General features: G+C 74.2%; 16 protein-coding genes. 7 read left to right on the top strand and 9 right to left on the bottom strand.

What is annotated here, in order from left to right:
• Positions 1 to 342: 342 nt before the first annotated feature.
• Both ACH4TG_RS37460 and ptsP read left to right on the top strand, forming a co-directional pair.
• Entirely contained in the window at positions 343 to 792 is a 450-nt protein-coding gene (locus tag ACH4TG_RS37460; RefSeq protein WP_398247167.1) for a PTS glucose transporter subunit IIA, read from the top strand.
• A 9-nt stretch (positions 793 to 801) separates the two neighbouring features.
• Positions 802 to 2,472: a phosphoenolpyruvate--protein phosphotransferase gene (ptsP, locus tag ACH4TG_RS37465; RefSeq protein WP_398247168.1), complete on the top strand. Its 1,671-nt coding sequence runs from the start codon at positions 802 to 804 to the stop codon at positions 2,470 to 2,472.
• A gap of 171 nt (positions 2,473 to 2,643) precedes the next feature.
• Here the strand turns inward: ptsP and ACH4TG_RS37470 are convergent, their stop codons facing one another.
• On the bottom strand, positions 2,644 to 3,660 hold the full coding sequence (locus ACH4TG_RS37470) for a hypothetical protein (protein ID WP_398247169.1): 1,017 nt from the start codon (positions 3,658 to 3,660) through the stop codon (positions 2,644 to 2,646).
• A gap of 40 nt (positions 3,661 to 3,700) precedes the next feature.
• Entirely contained in the window at positions 3,701 to 5,020 is a 1,320-nt protein-coding gene (locus tag ACH4TG_RS37475) for an MFS transporter (RefSeq protein WP_398247170.1), read from the bottom strand.
• Between the two features lie 53 nt (positions 5,021 to 5,073).
• Here ACH4TG_RS37475 and ACH4TG_RS37480 point away from each other — a divergent pair, with 53 nt between their 5' ends.
• A complete protein-coding gene (locus ACH4TG_RS37480; RefSeq protein WP_398247171.1) occupies positions 5,074 to 6,402 on the top strand; it encodes an aminotransferase class I/II-fold pyridoxal phosphate-dependent enzyme in 1,329 nt (442 codons plus the stop codon).
• Positions 6,403 to 6,492: 90 nt separating this feature from the next.
• On the opposite strand, the gene ACH4TG_RS37485 is transcribed toward ACH4TG_RS37480, so the two are convergent.
• Positions 6,493 to 8,532 carry an acetoacetate--CoA ligase gene (locus ACH4TG_RS37485; RefSeq protein WP_398247172.1) on the bottom strand — a complete coding sequence of 680 codons (2,040 nt, stop codon included), beginning with the start codon at positions 8,530 to 8,532 and terminating at the stop codon, positions 6,493 to 6,495.
• A gap of 269 nt (positions 8,533 to 8,801) precedes the next feature.
• Between ACH4TG_RS37485 and ACH4TG_RS37490 the strand changes: the two genes are divergently transcribed.
• The gene (locus ACH4TG_RS37490) at positions 8,802 to 11,180 is read left to right on the top strand and encodes a glycoside hydrolase family 31 protein (protein WP_398247173.1); all 2,379 of its coding nucleotides are present in this window, start codon (positions 8,802 to 8,804) and stop codon (positions 11,178 to 11,180) included.
• On the opposite strand, the gene ACH4TG_RS37495 is transcribed toward ACH4TG_RS37490, so the two are convergent.
• On the bottom strand, positions 11,147 to 11,746 hold the full coding sequence (locus ACH4TG_RS37495) for an NUDIX domain-containing protein (protein ID WP_398247174.1): 600 nt from the start codon (positions 11,744 to 11,746) through the stop codon (positions 11,147 to 11,149). The two genes, ACH4TG_RS37490 and ACH4TG_RS37495, sit on opposite strands and share 34 nt — an antisense overlap.
• Before the next feature lie 99 nt (positions 11,747 to 11,845).
• Between ACH4TG_RS37495 and ACH4TG_RS37500 the strand changes: the two genes are divergently transcribed.
• On the top strand, positions 11,846 to 12,646 hold the full coding sequence (locus ACH4TG_RS37500; RefSeq protein WP_398247176.1) for a M15 family metallopeptidase: 801 nt from the start codon (positions 11,846 to 11,848) through the stop codon (positions 12,644 to 12,646).
• Here ACH4TG_RS37500 and ACH4TG_RS37505 read toward each other — a convergent pair.
• From ACH4TG_RS37505 to ACH4TG_RS37515, 3 genes are all read right to left on the bottom strand, one after another.
• Entirely contained in the window at positions 12,571 to 13,878 is a 1,308-nt protein-coding gene (locus ACH4TG_RS37505; RefSeq protein ID WP_398247178.1) for an adenylosuccinate synthetase, read from the bottom strand. The two genes, ACH4TG_RS37500 and ACH4TG_RS37505, sit on opposite strands and share 76 nt — an antisense overlap.
• Entirely contained in the window at positions 13,859 to 14,797 is a 939-nt protein-coding gene (locus ACH4TG_RS37510) for a hypothetical protein (protein WP_398247180.1), read from the bottom strand. The genes ACH4TG_RS37505 and ACH4TG_RS37510 overlap by 20 nt, the downstream gene beginning before the upstream one ends.
• Positions 14,798 to 14,883: 86 nt before the next feature.
• Entirely contained in the window at positions 14,884 to 15,786 is a 903-nt protein-coding gene (locus tag ACH4TG_RS37515; protein ID WP_398247182.1) for an NUDIX hydrolase, read from the bottom strand.
• A 103-nt stretch (positions 15,787 to 15,889) separates the two neighbouring features.
• Here ACH4TG_RS37515 and ACH4TG_RS37520 point away from each other — a divergent pair, with 103 nt between their 5' ends.
• Both ACH4TG_RS37520 and glpK read left to right on the top strand, forming a co-directional pair.
• A complete protein-coding gene (locus tag ACH4TG_RS37520; RefSeq protein WP_398247184.1) occupies positions 15,890 to 16,255 on the top strand; it encodes an Mpo1-like protein in 366 nt (121 codons plus the stop codon).
• A gap of 98 nt (positions 16,256 to 16,353) precedes the next feature.
• Positions 16,354 to 17,898, top strand: coding sequence for a glycerol kinase GlpK (gene glpK / locus ACH4TG_RS37525; RefSeq protein WP_398247186.1), 1,545 nt, complete (start codon positions 16,354 to 16,356; stop codon positions 17,896 to 17,898).
• 54 nt (positions 17,899 to 17,952) lie between these two features.
• Here glpK and ACH4TG_RS37530 read toward each other — a convergent pair whose 3' ends face one another.
• Positions 17,953 to 18,564, bottom strand: a complete 612-nt coding sequence (locus tag ACH4TG_RS37530) for a GTP-binding protein (protein WP_398247188.1) — start codon at positions 18,562 to 18,564, stop codon at positions 17,953 to 17,955.
• A gap of 66 nt (positions 18,565 to 18,630) precedes the next feature.
• A complete protein-coding gene (locus ACH4TG_RS37535; protein ID WP_398247190.1) occupies positions 18,631 to 19,023 on the bottom strand; it encodes a DUF742 domain-containing protein in 393 nt (130 codons plus the stop codon).
• Positions 19,024 to 19,041 lie beyond the last annotated feature (18 nt).

Raw genomic sequence — 19,041 nt, forward strand, 5'->3', positions numbered from 1 at the left:
TGACTTTTGGCACGCTGTTGAGTTCTCAAGGAACGGAAGCTGCCTTCAGCGGCCCTTTCAGGCCCCTCCGGGCTTTCCCTTCGTTGTGTTCCGACCTTAGCAGATGCTTTCCGGTCGGAATTACCAACCCCGTTGCGAGAACATGCGTTTCCGCGGGTCTCGTCGAGGCGGTTGTGCCAAGGTACTGGACGGCCTCCCCCGGAGCAAATCGGGGGTGCGGTCCAGGACGCGGCGGGTGCCGGACGGAATCCGCACTTGACATGACTTAGGCTGCTCTCGCGGCTCGCCGTCCCGTGACAGTCAGTGACGGCGTCTGGATCTCCGCACTTGAGGAGGCTTCTCATGACGACCGTTTCATCGCCCTTGGCCGGCCGGGTCATCGGGCTCGAGGCTGTGCCGGACCCGGTGTTCTCCGGTGCCATGGTCGGCCCGGGCACCGCGGTGGACCCGGTGCGGGAGCCCGGCGAGGCGGTGTCCCCGGTCGACGGTGTCATCGTCTCGCTGCACCCCCACGCGTTCGTCGTCGTGGACAACGAGGGCCACGGAGTGCTGACCCACCTCGGCATCGACACCGTGCAGCTCAACGGCGAGGGCTTCGAACTGCTCGTGTCGAAGGGCGACAACGTGACGCGCGGGCAGGCGATCGTGAAGTGGAACCCCGCCGCGGTGGAGGAGGCCGGGAAGTCTCCGGTGTGCCCGGTGGTGGCGCTGGAGGCGACGGCCGACGCGCTGAAGAACGTCCTGGAGAGCGGCGAGGTCGTGGCCGGCGGCACCCTCTTCGACTGGAAGTGAAATAGAGCGATGGAGACAACGCTGCGAGGCGTCGGTGTCAGCCACGGTGTGGCGGTCGGCGAGGTTCGGCACATGGGCACCGCTGTTCTGGAGCCGCCTGCCAAGCAGATCCGGCCGGACGAGGCGGTGCGCGAGCAGGGCCGGGCGCGGCAGGCGGTCGAGGCGGTCGCCGCGGATCTGAGCGCGCGCGGGCATCTGGCCGGCGGCGAGGCGCAGGCCGTGCTCGAGGCGCAGGCGCTGATGGCGCAGGACCCCGAGTTGATGGCGGACGTCGAGCGGCGGGTCGCCGTGGGCAGCACGGCGGAGCGGGCCGTCTACGACGCGTTCGCCTCGTACCGCGCGCTGCTCGCCGGCGCCGGTGAGTACCTGGCGGGCCGGGTCGCGGACCTGGACGACGTGCGGAACCGGATCGTGGCGCGGCTGCTGGGCGTGCCGATGCCGGGCGTACCGGACAGCGACGAGCCCTACGTGCTCATCGCCCGGGATCTGGCGCCGGCCGACACGGCGCTGCTGGACCCGACGCTGGTCCTGGGGTTCGTGACGGAGGAGGGCGGGCCGACCAGCCACAGCGCGATTCTCGCGCGGGCGCTCGGCGTGCCGGCGGTCGTGGCGCTGCCGGGTGCGTGCGAGCTGGCCGAGGGGACGGTCATCGCGGTCGACGGGAGCACCGGTGAGGTGTTCGTGCAGCCGAGCCAGGAGAAGCAGGACGCGCTGACCGCGGCCGCTGCCGAGCGGAAGGCCGCGCTGGCGGCGTCCTCGGGCCCGGGTGCGACGTCGGACGGGCACAAGGTGCCGCTGCTGGCCAACGTCGGCGGTCCCGCGGACGTGCTGGCGGCGGTGGCCGCGGGTGCCGAGGGCGTGGGCCTGTTCCGCACCGAGTTCCTCTTCCTCGACGACTCGGCGAAGGCGCCGTCGGAGGACAAGCAGGTCGAGGCGTACCGGCAGGTGCTGGAGGCGTTCCCCGAGGGCCGCGTGGTGGTGCGGGTCCTGGACGCCGGCGCCGACAAGCCGCTGGAATTCCTGACCCCGGCCGACGAGCCGAACCCGGCGCTGGGTGTGCGCGGGCTGCGGTCGCTGCTGGACCACCCCGAGGTGCTGCAGGGTCAGTTGCGGGCGCTGGCCCGGGCGTCGGAGGGGCTTCCGGTGTACCTGGAGGTCATGGCGCCGATGGTGGCGGACCGCAGCGACGCGAAGGCGTTCGCGGACGCCTGCCGTGAGGCGGGGCTGGCCGCGAAGTTCGGGGCGATGGTGGAGATCCCGTCCGCAGCGCTGCGGGCGCGTTCGGTGCTCCAGGAGGTGGAGTTCCTGTCGCTCGGCACGAACGACCTCGCGCAGTACACCTTCGCCGCTGACCGGCAGGTGGGTGCGGTGTCGCGGCTGCAGGACCCGTGGCAGCCGGCGCTGCTGGACCTGGTCGCGCTGGCGGCCGAGGCCGCCAAGGCCGAGGGCAAGAGCTGCGGGGTGTGCGGTGAGGCGGCGGCCGATCCGCTGCTGGCCTGTGTACTGACGGGTCTGGGCGTGACGAGCCTGTCGATGGGTGCGGCGTCCATCCCCTATGTGCGGGCGACGTTGGCGACGTACACGCTGGCGCAGTGCGAGAGGGCGGCGGCCGCGGCCCGTGCGACGGACAGTGCCGAGGAGGCGCGGCGCGCCGCGCAGGGCGTGCTGTCCGGCGAGTGACCGGGGCCCGTCCGGGTCCGGATGAGGGGCGTTCCACCGTGCGGTGGGGCGCCCCTCGCCGTTGCCTCGCGCATCGTTCGTCGTACGGCGTCGTACGGCGTCGTGCGGCGTCGTCCGTCGTGCGGCGTCGTCCGTCGTGCGGCGTCGTCCGCCGCCCGCTCGCCGTCGGGGTCAGGCGAGGTCGCCTGGCAGGGGTGGGGGGAGCGGGAGGCCGGCGGCGTAGCGGACGCCGGGTTCGGGCGGTACCGGGTCGCCGGTGTCGGGGTCGGTGCAGTAGGCGTTGAACACCTCGGGTTCGCCGAGGGGGTGGGGTTCTCCGCCGCGCAGGGTCCAGCCGCGGACGGTGTCGGTGCCGTCGGGGCCGGTGGTGCGGACGACCAGGCCGCCGGGGTGCGCGGTGGCGGCGCCGGCGGCGATGACGGTGCACAGGACGAGGGCCTCGGCGTCCTCCACCCGGAGTTCGCCGTCGCCGGCGGCGCGGTCACCGCGGTCGCCGCCCTCCCTGTCCTCACCGTCCTGCTCGGCGTGGACGCGGGCGGCGGCGAGCAGCGGTGGGCCGTCCTCCATCGGCAGGCTGGCCACGAGGTGGTGGTGGCCGGGGCCGAGGGCTTCGACGACGCGGATCAGGGTGTGCGAGGCCCGGTCGAAGGCGCAGTGGACGAGTTCGTCCCCGCAGTCGGGGCAGCGTCCGGCGTCGATGAGCAGGTCGGTGGCGCGTTCCCAGGTGGCACGGCGTTCGGCTTCGCGGACGAGGGCTCCGCGCAGGGAGTCGAGGGGCTGGCGGCGGTAGGGGACGCTGGGACCCGCGGTGGTGGCTTCCGCGGTGTACCGGGTGCGGCTGGCGGGGGTGTCCGGTGGCTGGCGCGTGCCGTCGCAGTAGTCCGCGTAGGCGTCCGGGTCGAAGCGGGTGACGGCGACGTGGGTGCCCCGGGCGTGCAGGCTGTGGAGCACGGCGTCGACGTGGTGCAGGTAGCGGCCGTAGTCGGTGAAGGGGAAGCTGCGGTAGCCGGTCATGGCCGTGAAGTCGCCGTCGTCGACGAGCAGTCCGAGCACGGTGGGGGCTTCGGCGCGCAGCGCGCGCCGTTGCTCGGTGCGGCCCGCGGGCCCCGTGCGGCGCGGGTCGTGGCGTTTGCGGGCGCGGTCGTGGCGGCGGTGGGCGCTGCTGCGGCGGGTGGTGGTGCGGGCCATGGTCTCCCCCTGGGTCCGGGACAGTGTGCCCCTGTGCTTCCTAGTGCTCACTCACCGTAACGGGAGCCACTGACAGTGCCGGTTCCGCGGCGGCGGGACGCAGGGCGCCGAGCCGCCGGAGGACGAGGTGCCGCTGCAGGAGCGCGGCGCAGGCGAGGACGGCGCCGAAGGCCAGCCATCCCGCGGGGCCGCAGGCGATGACGGCGGAGGTCATCAGCAGCGGGCCGACGCATCGCGCGGTGGACTGGGCGAGGCCGTGCACGCCCACGTAGGCGCCCTGGGCGTCGGCGGGGGCGAGGGAGACGGAGAGCTCCCAGGAGATCGCGGACTGGATCATCTCGACGACGGTGAGGGCGACGGCCGAGCCGAGGACGGCGAGGGTGGCGGCCCAGGGGGCGTGGACGACGGCGGCCGCGGTGGCGGTCCCGCAGATCAGGAACCAGACGCCGACGCGGCGCAGGGCGTCGGCGGCGATTCGGGGGGTGCGGCCGTGGCGGGAGAGCCTGACCTGGCAGGCGACCACGATGACCGTGTTGATCACGAACACCGCGGCGGCCAGGCCGTGCGGTGCGGTGGTGCGGGTGATGATCCACAGCGGCAGGCCCACGCTGAGCGCGCATCCGTAGAGGAACATCACCGAATCCAGGGCGGCGTAGCCGAGGTAGCCGCGGTCCCGCCAGGGGCTGCTGACCGCCGGGTGGGCGGGTGCGGCGAGGGCTCCCGCGCCGGTGTGCGTGACGACGGTCCTGGTGGCCGAGGGCGGTTCGGCGCAGCGGGCGACGAGGACGGCGACCAGGACGAAGGAGAGGGCGTCGCCGAGCAGCAGCAGGCGGTAGACGGCGGTGCTGCCGAAGGCGAGGGCGGCGGAGGCGGCGAGGCCGCCGATGGTGTAGCCGATGTTGACGACGGTGCGCTGGACGGCCTGGTAGCGGGCCCGGTCGGGGCCGGCGACGCGGGCCGCGAAGAGCTTGGTGAGGACGGAGGCCGAGCGCTCGCCGAAGCTGGCGGCGGCCACGAGCGGCAGCAGTTGCCAGAAGCCGTGGGCGGGCAGCATCAGGAATCCGGCGGCCGCGCGCAGGAGTTGGATGCCGAGCAGGACGCGGGTGAGCGGGAGGCGGTCGGCCAGCCGGCCGGCGACGGGCGCCCCGGCGATGCCGAACGCGCCGCCGATACCGAGCAGCAGGCCGGTGCTGCCGGGGCTGAGCCCGGCGACCACCACGAAGTACAGGGCGGTGACGGACACCCACAGCCCGGAGCCGGTCTTGTCGACGAGGTTGATCCACAGCATCCGGCGGCCGTCCTGGCCGCCGGGCAGGGGCGGTATCGAGGCGATCCGCCGGATTCCCGCTGTCCGCTGCACGGCATCACGTCCCTGTCTTGCCGGTTCTTTTGTATTGGTACAGAATCACTTCTGTGACGACACAATATGGGATCGCCGGGGGCACCGCCAGGGAGATTGCCGCGTCGGCCGAACAGGCGGTGACCGACGGCCGGTTGCGGCCCGGCGAAGCACTGGCGCCGGTGCGGGCGCTGGCGGACGCGCTCGGGGTGAGCCCGGGCACCGTGGCGACCGCGTACAAGGAGCTGCGGCAGCGCGGGATCGTGGTGACCCGGGGGCGGGGCGGCACGGTGGTGGCGCCGGCGCCGTCGGTGGCGTCGCGGCGGCCGCCCCGGGTGCCGGAGGGGTTGCGCGACCTGGCGGGCGGGCACCCGGACCCGGCGTTCCTGCCCGAACTCGTGCCGCCGGGGCGGCTGTCGCCCGGCGCCCGCTCGCACCGCGCGTCGCCGCGGATGCCGGAGCTGGAGCGGCTGTCGAAGGCGTGGTTCCGGCGGGACGGCGTGCCGGACACGCACGTGACGTTCGCGCACGGCGCGCTGGACTGCATCGCCCGCCTGTTGTCGGTTGAGCTGCGGCCCGGTGACGCGGTCGCGATGGAGGACCCCGGCTTCCACCATCTGCTGGACCTGGTACCGGCGTTGGGGCTGCGCACGCTGGCGGTCGCGGTGGACGACGCGGGGATGCGCCCGGAGGGGCTGCGGTCGGCGCTGCGGGGCGGTGCGCGGGCGGTCGTGCTCTGCCCACGGGCGCAGAACCCCTACGGTTCGCGGGTGACGCTGGCGCGTCGCGAGGAGCTGCTCGCGGTGCTGGCCGGCGCGCCGGAGGTGCTGGTGGTGGAGGACGACCACAGCGCGGACACCGCGGGCGGCCCGCTGCACTCGCTGACCACCGCGGGCGCGGACGCCCCGGCCCGCTGGGCGCACGTCCGCACCGTGTCCAAGCACCTGGGCACCGACCTGCGGTGGACGGCGATGGCCTGCGATCCGACGACGCTGGCCCGGCACGACGGGCGGCTGCTGCTGACGTCGGGCTGGGTGAGCCATGTGCTGCAGGAGACCGTCGTCCGGCTGATGTCCGACCCGGCGACGGAGGCGCTTGTGCGGGCGGCCGGGGCGGCGTACGCGCGGCGCCGGCAGGCGCTGGTCGAGGCGCTGGCGGGGCACGGCGTCGAGGCGCGGGGGGTGAGCGGGATGAACGTGTGGGTCCCGGTGCGCGACGAGTCTGCGGTCGTCAACGGCCTGCGCTCGCACGGCTGGTGGGTGGCCGGCGGCGCCCGGTTCCGGATCGCCGCCGCGCCCGGGGTGCGGATCACGACGGCCGACCTGGAGCCGGCCGACGCGGTACGGCTGGCCGGGGACTTCGCCGCCGTCCTGGCCGACAGTGCGAGCACGTACGGAGGTTGACGCGTCAGCCGTGCCGTGCGCGGGCCCCTGACGGCCGCTTGCGGGTCGGCGGCGGCGGTCGGCCCCGGGTCGCCCCGGGGCCGGGTGCCGCTACGGGCGGCCGCCGCCGGAGCGTTCGGTGGCGAGCCGCTCGTAGAAGCGCAGGACGCCCAGGTCGTCCACCGAGCCGGGGTTGACCGCCTTGTCCAGGGCGGTGCCCTGCAGCAGCCGCTTGATGGGGACCTCGATGCGCTTGCCGGTCAGAGTGTGCGGGACGCCGGGGACCGCGATCACCTCGTCGGGCACGTGCCGCGGCGACAGCTGGCTGCGGATCGCTGCCCTGATCCGGTCGACGAGCCCCTGGTCCAGCTCCGCGCCCTCGGCGAGCTGCACGAAGAGCGGCATCCAGTAGCCGCCGTCGGGCTGTTCGATCCCGATGACGAGCGACTCCCGGATCTCCGGGAGGCGTTCGACGACCTCGTAGATGTCCGCGGAACCCATGCGCACGCCCTGGCGGTTGAGCGTGGAGTCGGAGCGCCCGTGGATCACCACGGTGCCGCGGGAGGTGAGCGTGATCCAGTCGCCGTGCCGCCACACGCCGGGGAACATCTCGAAGTAGCTCTCGCGGTAGCGGGTGCCGTCCGGGTCGTTCCAGAACCGGATGGGCATCGAGGGCAACGGGTTGGTGACGACCAGCTCGCCGACCTCGTCGACCACCGGCCGGCCCTGCCCGTCCCACGCCTGCAGGTCGGTGGCCAGGCAGGGCGCCTGCAGCTCGCCGATGTAGACCGGCAGGGTCGGCACTCCCCCGGCGAAGCAGCTGCACACGTCGGTGCCGCCGCTGACCGACGCGATCCACAGGTCCTGCTTCACCTCGTCGTGCAGCCAGCGGAAGCCGTCCGGGGGCAGCGGGGAGCCGGTGGTGGCCACACAGCTGACGGCCGACAGGTCGTGGTCGCGGCCGGGGTGGATGTCCGCCTTGCGGCAGGCGATGACGTACGCGGCGGAGGTGCCGAAGACGGTGGTGCCGGTCAGCTCCGCCACCTTCCACTGCGCGTCGACGGAGGGGTGGCCGGGGCTGCCGTCGTAGAGCACCACGGTGGCGCCGGCGAGCAGCCCGGACACCAGGAAGTTCCACATCATCCAGCCGGTGGAGGTGTACCAGAAGAACCGGTCGCCCGGGCCGAGGTCGAGGTGGAGGCCGGTCTGCTTGAGGTGCTCCAGCAGGATGCCGCCCTGGGACTGCACGATGGCCTTGGGCAGCCCGGTCGTGCCGGAGGAGTACAGCACCCACAGCGGGTGGTCGAACGGCACCTGCTCGTAGGACGGTTCGGGGGCGTCCGCGGTCAGCTGGTCCCAGTCCAGGGCGCCTTCGGGGGCGGCGGTGCCGATCAGCGGGATGTGCACGGTGGCGCGCAACGACGGCAGCCCGGCGCGCATTTCGGCGACGACTCCGGTGCGGTCGTGGGTCCTGCCGCCGTAGCGGTAGCCGTCGACGGTGAACAGCACGACGGGTTCCACCTGCTGGAAGCGGTCCAGGACGCTGCGGGCGCCGAAGTCCGGTGCGCAGGAGGTCCACACGGCGCCGACCGCGGCGGTCGCCAGCAGCGCCACCGCGGCCTGCGGGATGTTGGGCAGATAGCCGCTGACGCGGTCGCCGGGGGCGACGCCGAGCCGCCGCAGGGCCGCGGCCAGCGAGGCGACCTGGCGGCTGAGTTCGGCCCAGCTGACGGTGCCGATCTGCTGGCTCTCGTCGAGGTGCAGCAGCGCGGGCCCGTCGGCGCGGGCGGGGTCGAGCGCGGGGCGCAGCGCGTGCTCGGCGTAGTTGACGGTGGCGCCGGGGAACCAGCGGGCGCCGGGCATCGCGGGGTCGGCGAGGACCTGGCTGTAGGGGGCGCCGAAGCGCACGTCGAACCACTCGGTGAGGGCGCGCCAGAACGCCTCGGGTTCGCGCACCGACCAGGCGTGCAGCGCGGTGTAGGCGGCGAGCGGGTCGCCGGTGTCGCGAGGCGGCGCGCCGTGGTCCCGGGCCGCCCGGTCGTGGAAGCGGGTGACCTGCGCACGGGCGATCCGTTCCGGGCCGGGGGTCCACAGCGGCTGGGGCACGGCGGCCGGCTCCGGGCTGGGGACGGGCTCGGGCGTGGTGGTCATGGCGGCTCCCGGACGGTACGCGTCGTTGCGTGTCTGCAGGGTCGGCCGGCGTGCGGTCCCGCCCGGGTCGGCGGGCTGCGCGGTCGGCCGGCTCCCGGGCGGGGGTCTCCCGCCGCGGGGGCTGGGCAGGACGATGCCATGTGATCGTCTGCCGCGCCAGAGCGGCCCCGGGCGCGGCGCCGTACTCGCCATGGGTCGCGGGTCTCCTCCAGGTGAACGCTGCCTGAACGGGCGGCGCCGCGGCCGGAAGCGATGAAAGGCTTGACGGTATGGATGCTCGTGACCTGCTGCGGTCGGTACGGATGGCGGGTTCCGCCAGTGGATTGCGCGCGGCCCGCGCGGCCTGGCGGACCCGGCGGCTGGACGCCCGCGATCTGCCGCGGCGCGGGCCCGAGCGGGCCCGGGTGCCCGGTGCCGCCGTGGACGCGCAGCCGTTGCCGGGCGGCGGCCTGGTGCAGTTCGGGCGCTCGCGGCTGCTGGTGCGGGTCGCGGTCGGCGGAGCGGTGTTCTGCGGCTGGGACGGCGCGGAGCCCGAGCCGTCGTACGCGCTGGCGCCCGCGGGCGCGCCGCACGGCGGGACCGGCGGCGGCGTGCCGCCGGCGGACACGCGGGCGCTGCTGGAACCGGACAAGGACGGCTGGCGGGTGGTGTCCGAGCGGGTGACGGTGCTGGTCTCCCGGCACGGCGCGGTGGAGATCCGCACGCCCGGCGGCCTGCTGCTGCGCCGCGAGCTGCCACCGCGGTGGTGGGACGCGACCGGGCCCGACGGCGCGGGGCCCCGCTGGGTACAGCGCTCGCAGACCCCGGCCGACGCGCGGGTCTACGGGCTGGGCGGGCGCGCGGCGGGACCCCGGCTGGCGGCCGGCACCTACCGGTTGTGGAACACCGACCCGGGCGGTGCCTTCACGCCGGGCGACGACCCGCTGTACATCACGATGCCGGTGCAGTTGGTCGTCGCCGACGCGGGCTGCCATCTGGTCTTCCACGACAACACCTGGGACGGACAGGTGACGCTGCGCGACGGCGAGGAGGGCGAGGGCTCCGGCCACGACCAGCCGGGCGGCTGCGAGGTGCGGATGGACGGCGGGCCGCTGCGCTACTGGGTGATCGCCGGCACCCCGGCCCGGGTGCTGTCCGCGTGGACGGCGCTGACCGGCCGGCCCGCGCTGCCGCCTCGCTGGGCGCTGGGGTACCACCACTCGCGGTGGGGTTTCGGCGGCGACCGGGAGGTGCGGCGGGTCGTGGCCGGATACCGCAGCCACGGTCTGCCGCTGTCGGTGGTCCATCTGGACATCGACCACTACGACGGGCACCGGGTGTTCACCGTGGACCGCGCCGCCTACCCCGATCTGCCGGGCCTCGCACGGGAGTTGGAGGACCAGGGGGTGCGGCTGGTGTCGATCGTGGACCCGGCGGTGAAGGCCGAGCCGGGGCTCGCGGAGTACGACTCGGGCCTGGCGGCGGGGGCGTTCGTGCGCGACGCACGCGGGCGCGAGGTGGAGGGCGTGGTGTGGCCGGGTAACGCCGTCTTCCCGGACTTCACCGACCCCAAGGTCCGCCGCTGGTGGGGCGGGCTGTACGCGGAACGGCTGGCGCAGGGCTTCTCCGGGGTGTGGCACGACATGAACGAGCCGGTGTCGTTCGCGCCGTTCGGCGATCCGTCGCTGCCGCGTTCGGCCCGCCACCACCTGGAGGGGCGCGGCGGTGACCACCGCGAGGCGCACAACGTCTTCGCGCTGTCGATGGCCCGGGCCGGTTACGAGGGTCTGCGCGAACTGCGGCCGGAGGAGCGGCCGTTCCTGTTCTCCCGCTCGGGATGGGCCGGGATGCAGCGCTACGGCGGCACCTGGTCGGGCGACGTGGCCACCGGCTGGGAGGGACTGCGGGCGTCGCTGGCGCTGGTGCTGGGGATGGGCCTGTGCGGGGTGCCGTACTCGGGTCCCGACATCGGCGGGTTCACCGGCACGCCGTCGCCCGAACTCTATCTGCGCTGGTTCCAACTCGGCGCGTACCTGCCGCTGTTCCGCACCCACTCGGCGATCGACGCGGGGAAGCGCGAGCCGTGGGAGTTCGGCCCGCAGGTGCTGGAGCACGCCAGGACCGCGCTGGCCGGGCGCACCCGGCTGATGCCCTACCTGGAGACGCTGGCGCACGTCGCCCGCGGCACCGGCGCGCCGTACGTGCGCCCGCTGTGGTGGAGCGCGCCGGGCGACCGGGCGCTGCGGGAGTGCGGCGACGCGTTCCTGCTGGGTGACGCGCTGCTGGTCGCGCCGGTCATGGAACCCGGGTCCGTGGAGCGGGCGGTGCGGCTGCCGCGGGGCCTGTGGTACGACACCGCGACCGGCGCGGCGCACCGCGGCCCGGGGCAGGTGCTGCTGGACGCGCCGCTGGGGCGGATCCCGGTGCTGGCGCGGGCGGGTGCCGTCCTGCCGGTGGCCGCGGAGGACGGCACCACGGAGCTGGAGGTGTGGGCGCCGCGGACCGGACGGACCGGCAGCGGGGTGGTGTTCACCGGCGACCCCGTCGGCTGGGCGCCGCCGCGCATGGAGCGGTTCGTGTCCCGCTGGGTGGACGGCGAGGTGGTCGTCGAGGCCGACGGCGGGGGCGAGCCGCGCTACCGGGTCCGGGTGCGCGGCGCGGACGGGTAGCCGCCGGCGAACCAGCGGCTGACCGCGAGGGTGTGCAGCGGGAAGCCCAGCTCCTCCGGTTCGCGCAGGAGCTGGTGGCCCTCGGTCTCGTCGGTGGCGACGGAGGGCGGCAGGGCGGCGGCGGGGCGTTCCGGGAGCAGCCCGAACAGCAGCTGGTAGCCGCCGGCTTCGTCGGTGAGGGCGTCGGCCAGGGCCACCTCGCCGGCGTCGGCGCGGATGCCGGTCTCCTCTGCGAGTTCGCGCACCACGGCCTGCTGCCAGCTCTCGCCGACGTCCATGAACCCGCCGGGCAGCGCCAGCAGCCCGCGGCTGGGCTCGATGGTGCGGCGGATCACCACCAGCGCCGTTCCCGCCGCATCGCGGACCGGGACCAGGGCCACCGCGACCGGCAGCGGGTTGCGGTAGGCCCAGCTCCCGCACTCGGCGCACTGCCGGGGCCAGCCGGCGCCGGAGGGGTAGCGGCCCCCGCAGGCGGAGCAGTGGGAGTCCCTGACCGGCGTACGGCGGAAGGACCCCGGCGCGGCGGGGCCGGCGGCGCGGTCGGCGGAGGAGTCGGCTGCGGGCACGTCGGGACTGTAGCCGATCGTGCTGCGCACGGGTGGCGCACGGCCGCGCCGATCCCGGCCGGAACTTGCCCTGTTGACGGAGCATGAACAATGGTGGGCATGCCGAAACCGATCATGTTCCTGCGTGCCCTCGCCCTGCCCGTCGCCGCCCTGATCGCGGTGGTCGCCGGCGGGCCCGCCCAGGCCCGGCCGGAACCCAAGGCGCCGCCGCAGTTCGTCGCCCTGCACGACGTCGATCCGACGATCATCCAGGAGATCCGGTACATCACCCCGCACAACTTCACCGGCGCCCCGGTGGACGGCTACCGCAAGCCGATGTGCATCCTGACCCGCCCCGCGGCCCAGGCGCTGCACCGGGTGCAGTCCGGACTGCTGCACCGCGGCTACTCGCTGAAGGTGTACGACTGCTACCGCCCGCAGCGCGCGGTGAACGACTTCGTGGCGTGGGCGAAGGACCTGGCCGACCAGCGGATGAAGGCGGAGTTCTACCCGCTCGTCGACAAGACCCGGCTGTTCGCGGACGGTTACATCGCCGAGAAGTCCGGGCACAGCCGCGGCAGCACCATGGACCTCACCGTCGTCCGGCTGCCCGCCCGGCCCACCCGCCCCTACCAGCCGGGCGAGCCGCTGCACGCCTGCTACGGACCGCAGGACCAGCGCTTCCCGGACAACTCGATCGACATGGGCACCGGGTTCGACTGCTTCGACACCCTCGCCCACACCCTCGACCCGCGTATCCAGGGAGTCCAGCTCGCCAACCGGCTGCTGCTGAAGGACGCCATGGAGGCGCAGGGCTTCACCAACCTGCCCGAGGAGTGGTGGCACTACACGCTCAACGGCGAGCCCTTCCCCGACACATACTTCGACTTCCCCATCGACCGCAGGTCCCTCAGCTCCTGACGGGCCGGGCCGGTGGCGGTCAGCAGCACCGGCGCGCCCAGCAGTTGGCCCAGGGCCGCGATCCAGTCGCCGTGCGCACGGCCCGGGGTCTCCCACAGCGCGGGCGTGGCCCGCAGCAACCGCCGTGTGACCTCGGCCCGGTGGGCCAGGTCGCGCGGCGGCCCGGGCGCCAGGCGCTCGACGAGCCCGCCGTCGATGCCGTAGCCGCGGCAGATGCGCAGCGACCGGCAGCGGGCCACGGCGTCGAGGTGGGTGACGGCGAGGGCGTCCACGCCGCCGCACACCTCGACGGCGTAGGCGTGCGCGACCGCGTCGAAGTGGCCGATCCGGAAGGCGCCCTGCCAGCGGCCGTGCCCGTTGTGCGGTTCCGGCAGCAGCGGGGCCAGTTCGGTGTTCTCGGTGACCAGCGGGCCCGGGCCGTGGCGGGTGGTGTAGGTGCGGACGACGCCGAGCCGCCGTGCGGAGCCCGGATCGCCCGCCTCGGCCAGCAGCGTCTCGGCGTTGGCGAAGGTCGTGGTGGACCAGGTGGTGTAGGGGTGGAAGCCGTGCCACTCGTCGAGCAGCACGCCCTGGGCGCCCTCGAAGAGCAGCGGGCCCTTCCTGGCCAGGTCCCGCAGGTACTGCTCGCCGGTGAGCGCGACGGTGCGGGCGAAGGCCGCGCAGGCGTCGGCGCAGTCCTCGACCGGCGGGGCCGGCAGCGGGCCGAGTTCGTCCGCGAGCCGGTCCCGCAGCAGGCGCAGCCGCCGCAGCAGCCGCGGCCGCGAGGTGCAGTCCCCCGCGGTCGGGGCGTCCTGCGGGTGGTCGAGCGCGTACCGGGCGGTCTCGCCGACGCCCATGCCGCACGAGCCGTGCCGGTCCGCGCCGCGCGCCTGCTCGCGCAGCCGGTTGGCGGCGGCGTGGTAGGGCGTGGTGAGCAGGGCCCGGCGGTCGACGCTCAGCAGGCCGTACGGGTCCGGTACGCCGAGGGCCCTGAGGTGGTCGGCCTCGGCGGCCAGGGCCAGCGGGTCGACGCACACGAACCGGGACAGGTGGCCGGGCACGCCACGCAGCGTGCCCGACCCGAACTGCGCGAAGGTGTGGTGCCGGCCGTCGGCGGTGACCACGTTGTGGGCGGCCTGGGCGCCCCCGTTGAAGCGCACGACGGCGCCGAACTCCCCGGTGCGGCACAGCCGGTCGACGACCGACCCCTTCCCGGCGTCGCCGTATCCGAGGTCAGCGACGACGGTGTGCACGGTCGTCCGCCACCGGTCGCAGGGCCCGGGCCACGCTGGCTCCGGCGTCGGAGCCGATGTCGGCGAGGTCGGCCAGGCCGGAGGCCAGGTCGATGGCCTCCTCGCCGAGGCCCACGGTCAGCGCGATGGTCTCGCAGACCGCGTCGAGGTCGTCGAGTTCGATGACGTTCTGGCCGAGCAGCCGACGCCACACCCCGAGCACCTCGGGGTTGCCCGCGTAGGAGGCGCCGGCCGGGAGGATGTAGAAGACGTGGAAGGTGCGCCGGAGTTCGGCGATGATCTCGGTGACCGGGATGTCCCGCTCGGCCGGTTCGCCCAGCACCGCACGGATCTCGCGGGCCTTGACCTTCCCGTAGGGCATCTCGTCGCCGATCAGGAAGAGGTAGCCGCGGCGCCCGCGCTTCTCGTGGCAGTCCAGGGAGGTGTGCCGGGCCATGGCGTAGAGCGCGAGTTCGTAGGACTCGGTCATCTGGCCGCCGCCCCCGCCCTCCAGCAGGATGTTGCCGAGGTCGTCGTCCATCCGGTTGTCGGACTCGAACTGCCCCAGCTGCAGCGGCACCCGGTCGCAGGTCGCGTCGCCGACGGCGCCGAAGAGGATCTGCGGGTGCGCGGCGTAGCCCTTGCTCAGCAGCAGCCCGAACAGGTCGGGCAGCTTGGTCTGCAGGACCCGCGGGACGCCGCCCATCGAGCCGGTGACGTCGAAGAGCACCGCGATGGCCAGCGAGGCCGGGTGCTCGGCGGAGTCGCGGCTCTCCCGGACGGTCAGGCCGTGCGGGTCCAGCGAGGGGTGCGCCCGCCAGGTGCGGCGCGGCGCCGAGGCCCTGATGTGGTCGTTGTAGGCGAAGGCGTCCTGGCCGGATGCCGCGCGGTAGCGTGCGGCGGCGTCGTAGACGTCGCTGGACCAGCGTCCGCTGCCCATGGTGTCCCCCTGTGGATTCGTTGGTGTCGTGGTGCTGTGCGTCGGTCCTTGCGGGTGCGTGGTGTGCGCGCCGGCCGGCGGTCCGCTCAGCGCACGGCCGCCTCGCGGTCGGGGCGCAGCAGCGCCGGGTGCAGCAGCCGGGCGTCGCCGGCCCGGTAGAGGCGGGCGCGGGGCCCGCCGCGGCTGCCGGGCCGGGAGCCGGTCTCGCCGGTGGACTCCACGAACCCGGGCACCGACAGCACCTTGCGGTGGAAGTTGCCCGCGTGCAGCGGTGCGCCCCAGACCGCTTCGTAGACCGCCCGCAGATCGCTGATGGTGAAGGTCTCGCCGAGGAAGGCGGTGGCCAGCGGGGTGTACTCGATCTTGGCCCGCGCGCGTTCCAGGCCGTCGGCCACGATCCGGTCGTGGTCGAACGCGAAGCCGTGGCCGCCGGGAGCGGGAGCGGCGGGCTCGGCGAGCACGTCGGAGGGAACGGGCCGGCGGCCGGTACCACCCCCGTAGGTCCCGGTCCGCCGACCCTGTTCGATGGGACGCGAAGGTCCCGTTTCCGGTTGCCCGGCGGGAAGGATTGCCTGCACAGGCAGCCAGTCGGCGCCCGCCGCGTCCCCTCCGGCGGTGGCGTCCGGCAGGTGCGGGGCGAAGGCGAGGTAGGCCACCGACACCACGTGCATCCGCGGATCGCGGTCCGGCCGGCCGTACGAGGCGAGCTGCTCCAGGTGGACGCGGCCGAGCGCGGCGGCGTCCAGCCCGGTCTCCTCGGCGAGTTCGCGCGCCGCGGCCTCGTCCAGCGACTCCCGCCCGGCGCGGACGAAGCCGCCGGGCAGCGCCCACTCCCCCGCGAACGGCTGCCCGCCGCGGCGCACCGCCAGCACGTGCAGCCCGCCCTCCCGCAGGGTCAGCGCGACCACGTCGACGGTCACGGCGATGGGGTCGAAGGCCCTCGGGTCGTACGCCGCGAGGAACTCCTTCTCCTGCTGCCGTGCGTCCACCGGACCTCCATCGCATGTTGTTCTCACTTTGAGTCTTTCTCAGGACGAGAAGAACGTACCACGACCCCCTGACAACGTCCAGACCCGGCGCTACTGTGCGGTAATGACGAAGCAGACCTTCTCCTCCTTCGAGGAGTTCTGGCCCTACTACGTGGCCATGCACTCCAAGGCGGCCACCCGCTGGGTGCATCTGGCGGGGACGCTGACCGGCCTCGCGGTGACCGGCTACGGGCTGGCCCGCGGCCGCCTGCGGTACGCGGCGGCCCTGCCCGTGATCGGCTACGGCACCGCCTGGCCGGCCCACTTCCTCATCGAGAAGAACAACCCGGCGACCTTCGGGCACCCCGCGTGGTCGCTGCGCGGCGACGTCAGGATGATCACCGCGATGCTGGCCGGCCGCGACGCGGAGCTGGCCGACACCGCCGCCAAGTGGCTGGCCGAGCACGGCACTGGGGACGGCGAGGACTGAACTCCGGCCCTGCGCACGGAATCCGCCGGTCTTCTTGACGCTCCGTCATCGCGGCATCACACTTCCCGCACACTCGCACCGGGCAGGGGAGCGTTGACATGAGCGACCAGAACCCGCGCTACGTAGCCGCCATCGACCAGGGCACGACGTCCACCCGCTGCATCGTCTTCGACTCCCGCGGCCGCATCGCCGGCGCCGACCGCCGCGAGCACCGGCAGATCCTGCCCAGGCCCGGCTGGGTGGAGCACGACGCGACGGAGATCTGGGCGAAGGTCCAGGCGGTCGCGGCCGGCGCGCTCGCCAGGGCCGGGCTGCGCCCGGACCAGCTCAGCGCACTCGGCATCACCAACCAGCGCGAGACGGTCGTGCTGTGGGACCGCGCGACCGGCCGGCCGGTGCACAACGCAGTCGTCTGGCAGGACACCAGGACCGCCGCGCTGTGCACCGAACTCGGCGGCATCGACGGGCAGGACCGCTTCCGCGACGCCACCGGGCTGCCGCTCGCCGGCTACTTCTCCGGGCCGAAGGTGGCCTGGCTGCTCGACCACGTGCCGGGGCTGCGGCGCCGTGCGGAGCACGGCGAGATCGCCTTCGGCACCGTCGACTCCTGGCTGATCTGGAACCTCACCGGCGGCCCGGACGGCGGGGTGCACGTCACCGACGTCACCAACGCCTCCCGGACGCTGCTGATGAACCTCCTCACCCTCGACTGGGACCCGGCGATCCTGTCCGCGATGGACATCCCCGAGGCGGTGCTCCCCCGCATCACGTCCTCGGCCGAGGTCTACGGCACGGCCACCGGGCGGCTGGCCGGGGTGCCGGTGGCCGCCGCGCTCGGCGACCAGCAGGCCGCCGTCTTCGGCCAGACCTGCTTCGACCCCGGCGAGGCCAAGAACACCTACGGCACCGGGAGCTTCCTGCTGCTCAACACCGGCAACCGCCCAGTGGCGTCCAAGAGCGGGCTGCTGACCACCGTGGGCTACCGGCTCGGCACCGACCGCCCGGTGTACTGCCTGGAGGGGTCCATCGCCGTCACGGGCGCCCTGGTGCAGTGGCTGCGCGACCAGTTGGGGATCATCAGGTCCGCCGCGGAGATCGAGGCACTGGCCGCGAGCGTGCCCGACAACGGCGGCGCCTACGTGGTGCCGGCCTTCTCCGGCCTGTACGCGCCCTACTGGCGAGCCGACGCGCGGGGCGTGATCACCGGCCTGACCGGCTACGTGACCCGCGCCCACCTGGCGCGGGCGGTGCTGGAGGCCACCAGCTGGCAGACCCGCGAGGTGGTGGACGCCATGCGCCAGGACTCGGGCGTGCCGATCACCTCGCTGCGGGTCGACGGCGGCATGACCGCCAACTCCCTGCTGATGCAGCACCAGGCAGACGTGCTCGGCGTGCCGGTGACCCGTCCGGTCGTCGCCGAGACCACCAGCCTGGGTGCCGCGTACGCCGCGGGGCTCGCCACCGGCGTGTGGGACGGCCTGGACACCCTCAGGGCCCAGTGGCAGCGCGACGCGCAGTGGACGCCGCGGATGGACACCGCCACCCGCGACCGCGAATACCGGCGGTGGCGCAAGGCCGTCGAGCGCAGCTTCGGCTGGATGGACGAGGACGAGCAGACGGTCGCCGCGGCCGCCGCCCGCTGACAGCCGGCTGCCCCCGGCCGGCGGTCGGGGGCAGCGGCCGCACCGAGGCGGGGGTCAGGTGGTGGCGGCGGGCTTGCGGCTCTCCGCCACCCTGGCCGCGTGCTCCACCACACTGATCAGGACGTCCTTCGCCGACTCGCGCTGCCGCGCGTCGCACAGCACGACCGGCACCCCCTGGTCCAGGTCCAGGGCGTCCCGCACGTTCTCCGGGTCGTGCAGCTGCGCGCCGTCGAAGCAGTTGACGGCGACCGCGAACGGGATGCCGCGGCGCTCGAAGTAGTCGACCGCGGCGAAGCAGTCCTCCAGCCGCCGGGTGTCGGCGAGCACCACCGCACCGAGCGCGCCCTGCGCCAGCTCGTCCCACAGGAACCAGAAGCGGTCCTGACCGGGCGTGCCGAACAGGTACAGCACCAGGTTGTCCCGGAGCGTGATCCGCCCGAAGTCCATCGCCACGGTCGTGGTGGTCTTGGCCTCCACGCCCGCGGTGTCGTCGACCGGGCGGCCCATCTCGCTGAGCGCCTCCTCGGTGCGCAGCGGGCGGATCTCGCTGACGGCGCCGACGAGCGTGGTCTTGCCCACCCCGAAGCCGCCCGCCACCAGCAGCTTGAGCGCCACCGGTTCTGCGGCGGGCGTCGTGCGACGGCGGTCGGAGCGCGCGAAGGCCATGGTCTCTCTACTTCCCTGCAGTCATTAGGGACTTGGTGCGTCGGTGCGTTGCCGCACCCGGTGAATCTACAGCGCGCGAAGACCGGCGATGACCTCGCGCAGGATGCTCTCGTCGGGCAGTTCGGCCGGCGGCACCGGCTTGTGGATCTGCACGTGCGCACCCTCCAGGAGATCGCCGACGAGCACCCGCACGACCCCGACCGGCAGGTCGAGGTCGGCGGCGAGCTCGGCCACCGAGATCGCCTGGAACTGGCAGCGCTCGACGATGTCGAGATGCTCGGGCGACAGGGTGTGGTCGTCCAGAGCCGCGTGGTCGCCCACCTCGTGCCGGGTCACCACCAGCGCGATCAGGTCGATCTTCGCGTCGGCGGCATGGCTGGTCCGGCCGCGCGTCATCGCGTAGGGCCGCACCACCGGCCCTGCCGCATCGTCGTACCACCGGTCCGACTCTGAAGTCATTCCCCGTCACCCCGTCAT

The sequence above is a fragment of the Streptomyces sp. NPDC020917 genome, assembly GCF_044333795.1.
Lineage (GTDB): Bacteria > Actinomycetota > Actinomycetes > Streptomycetales > Streptomycetaceae > Actinacidiphila.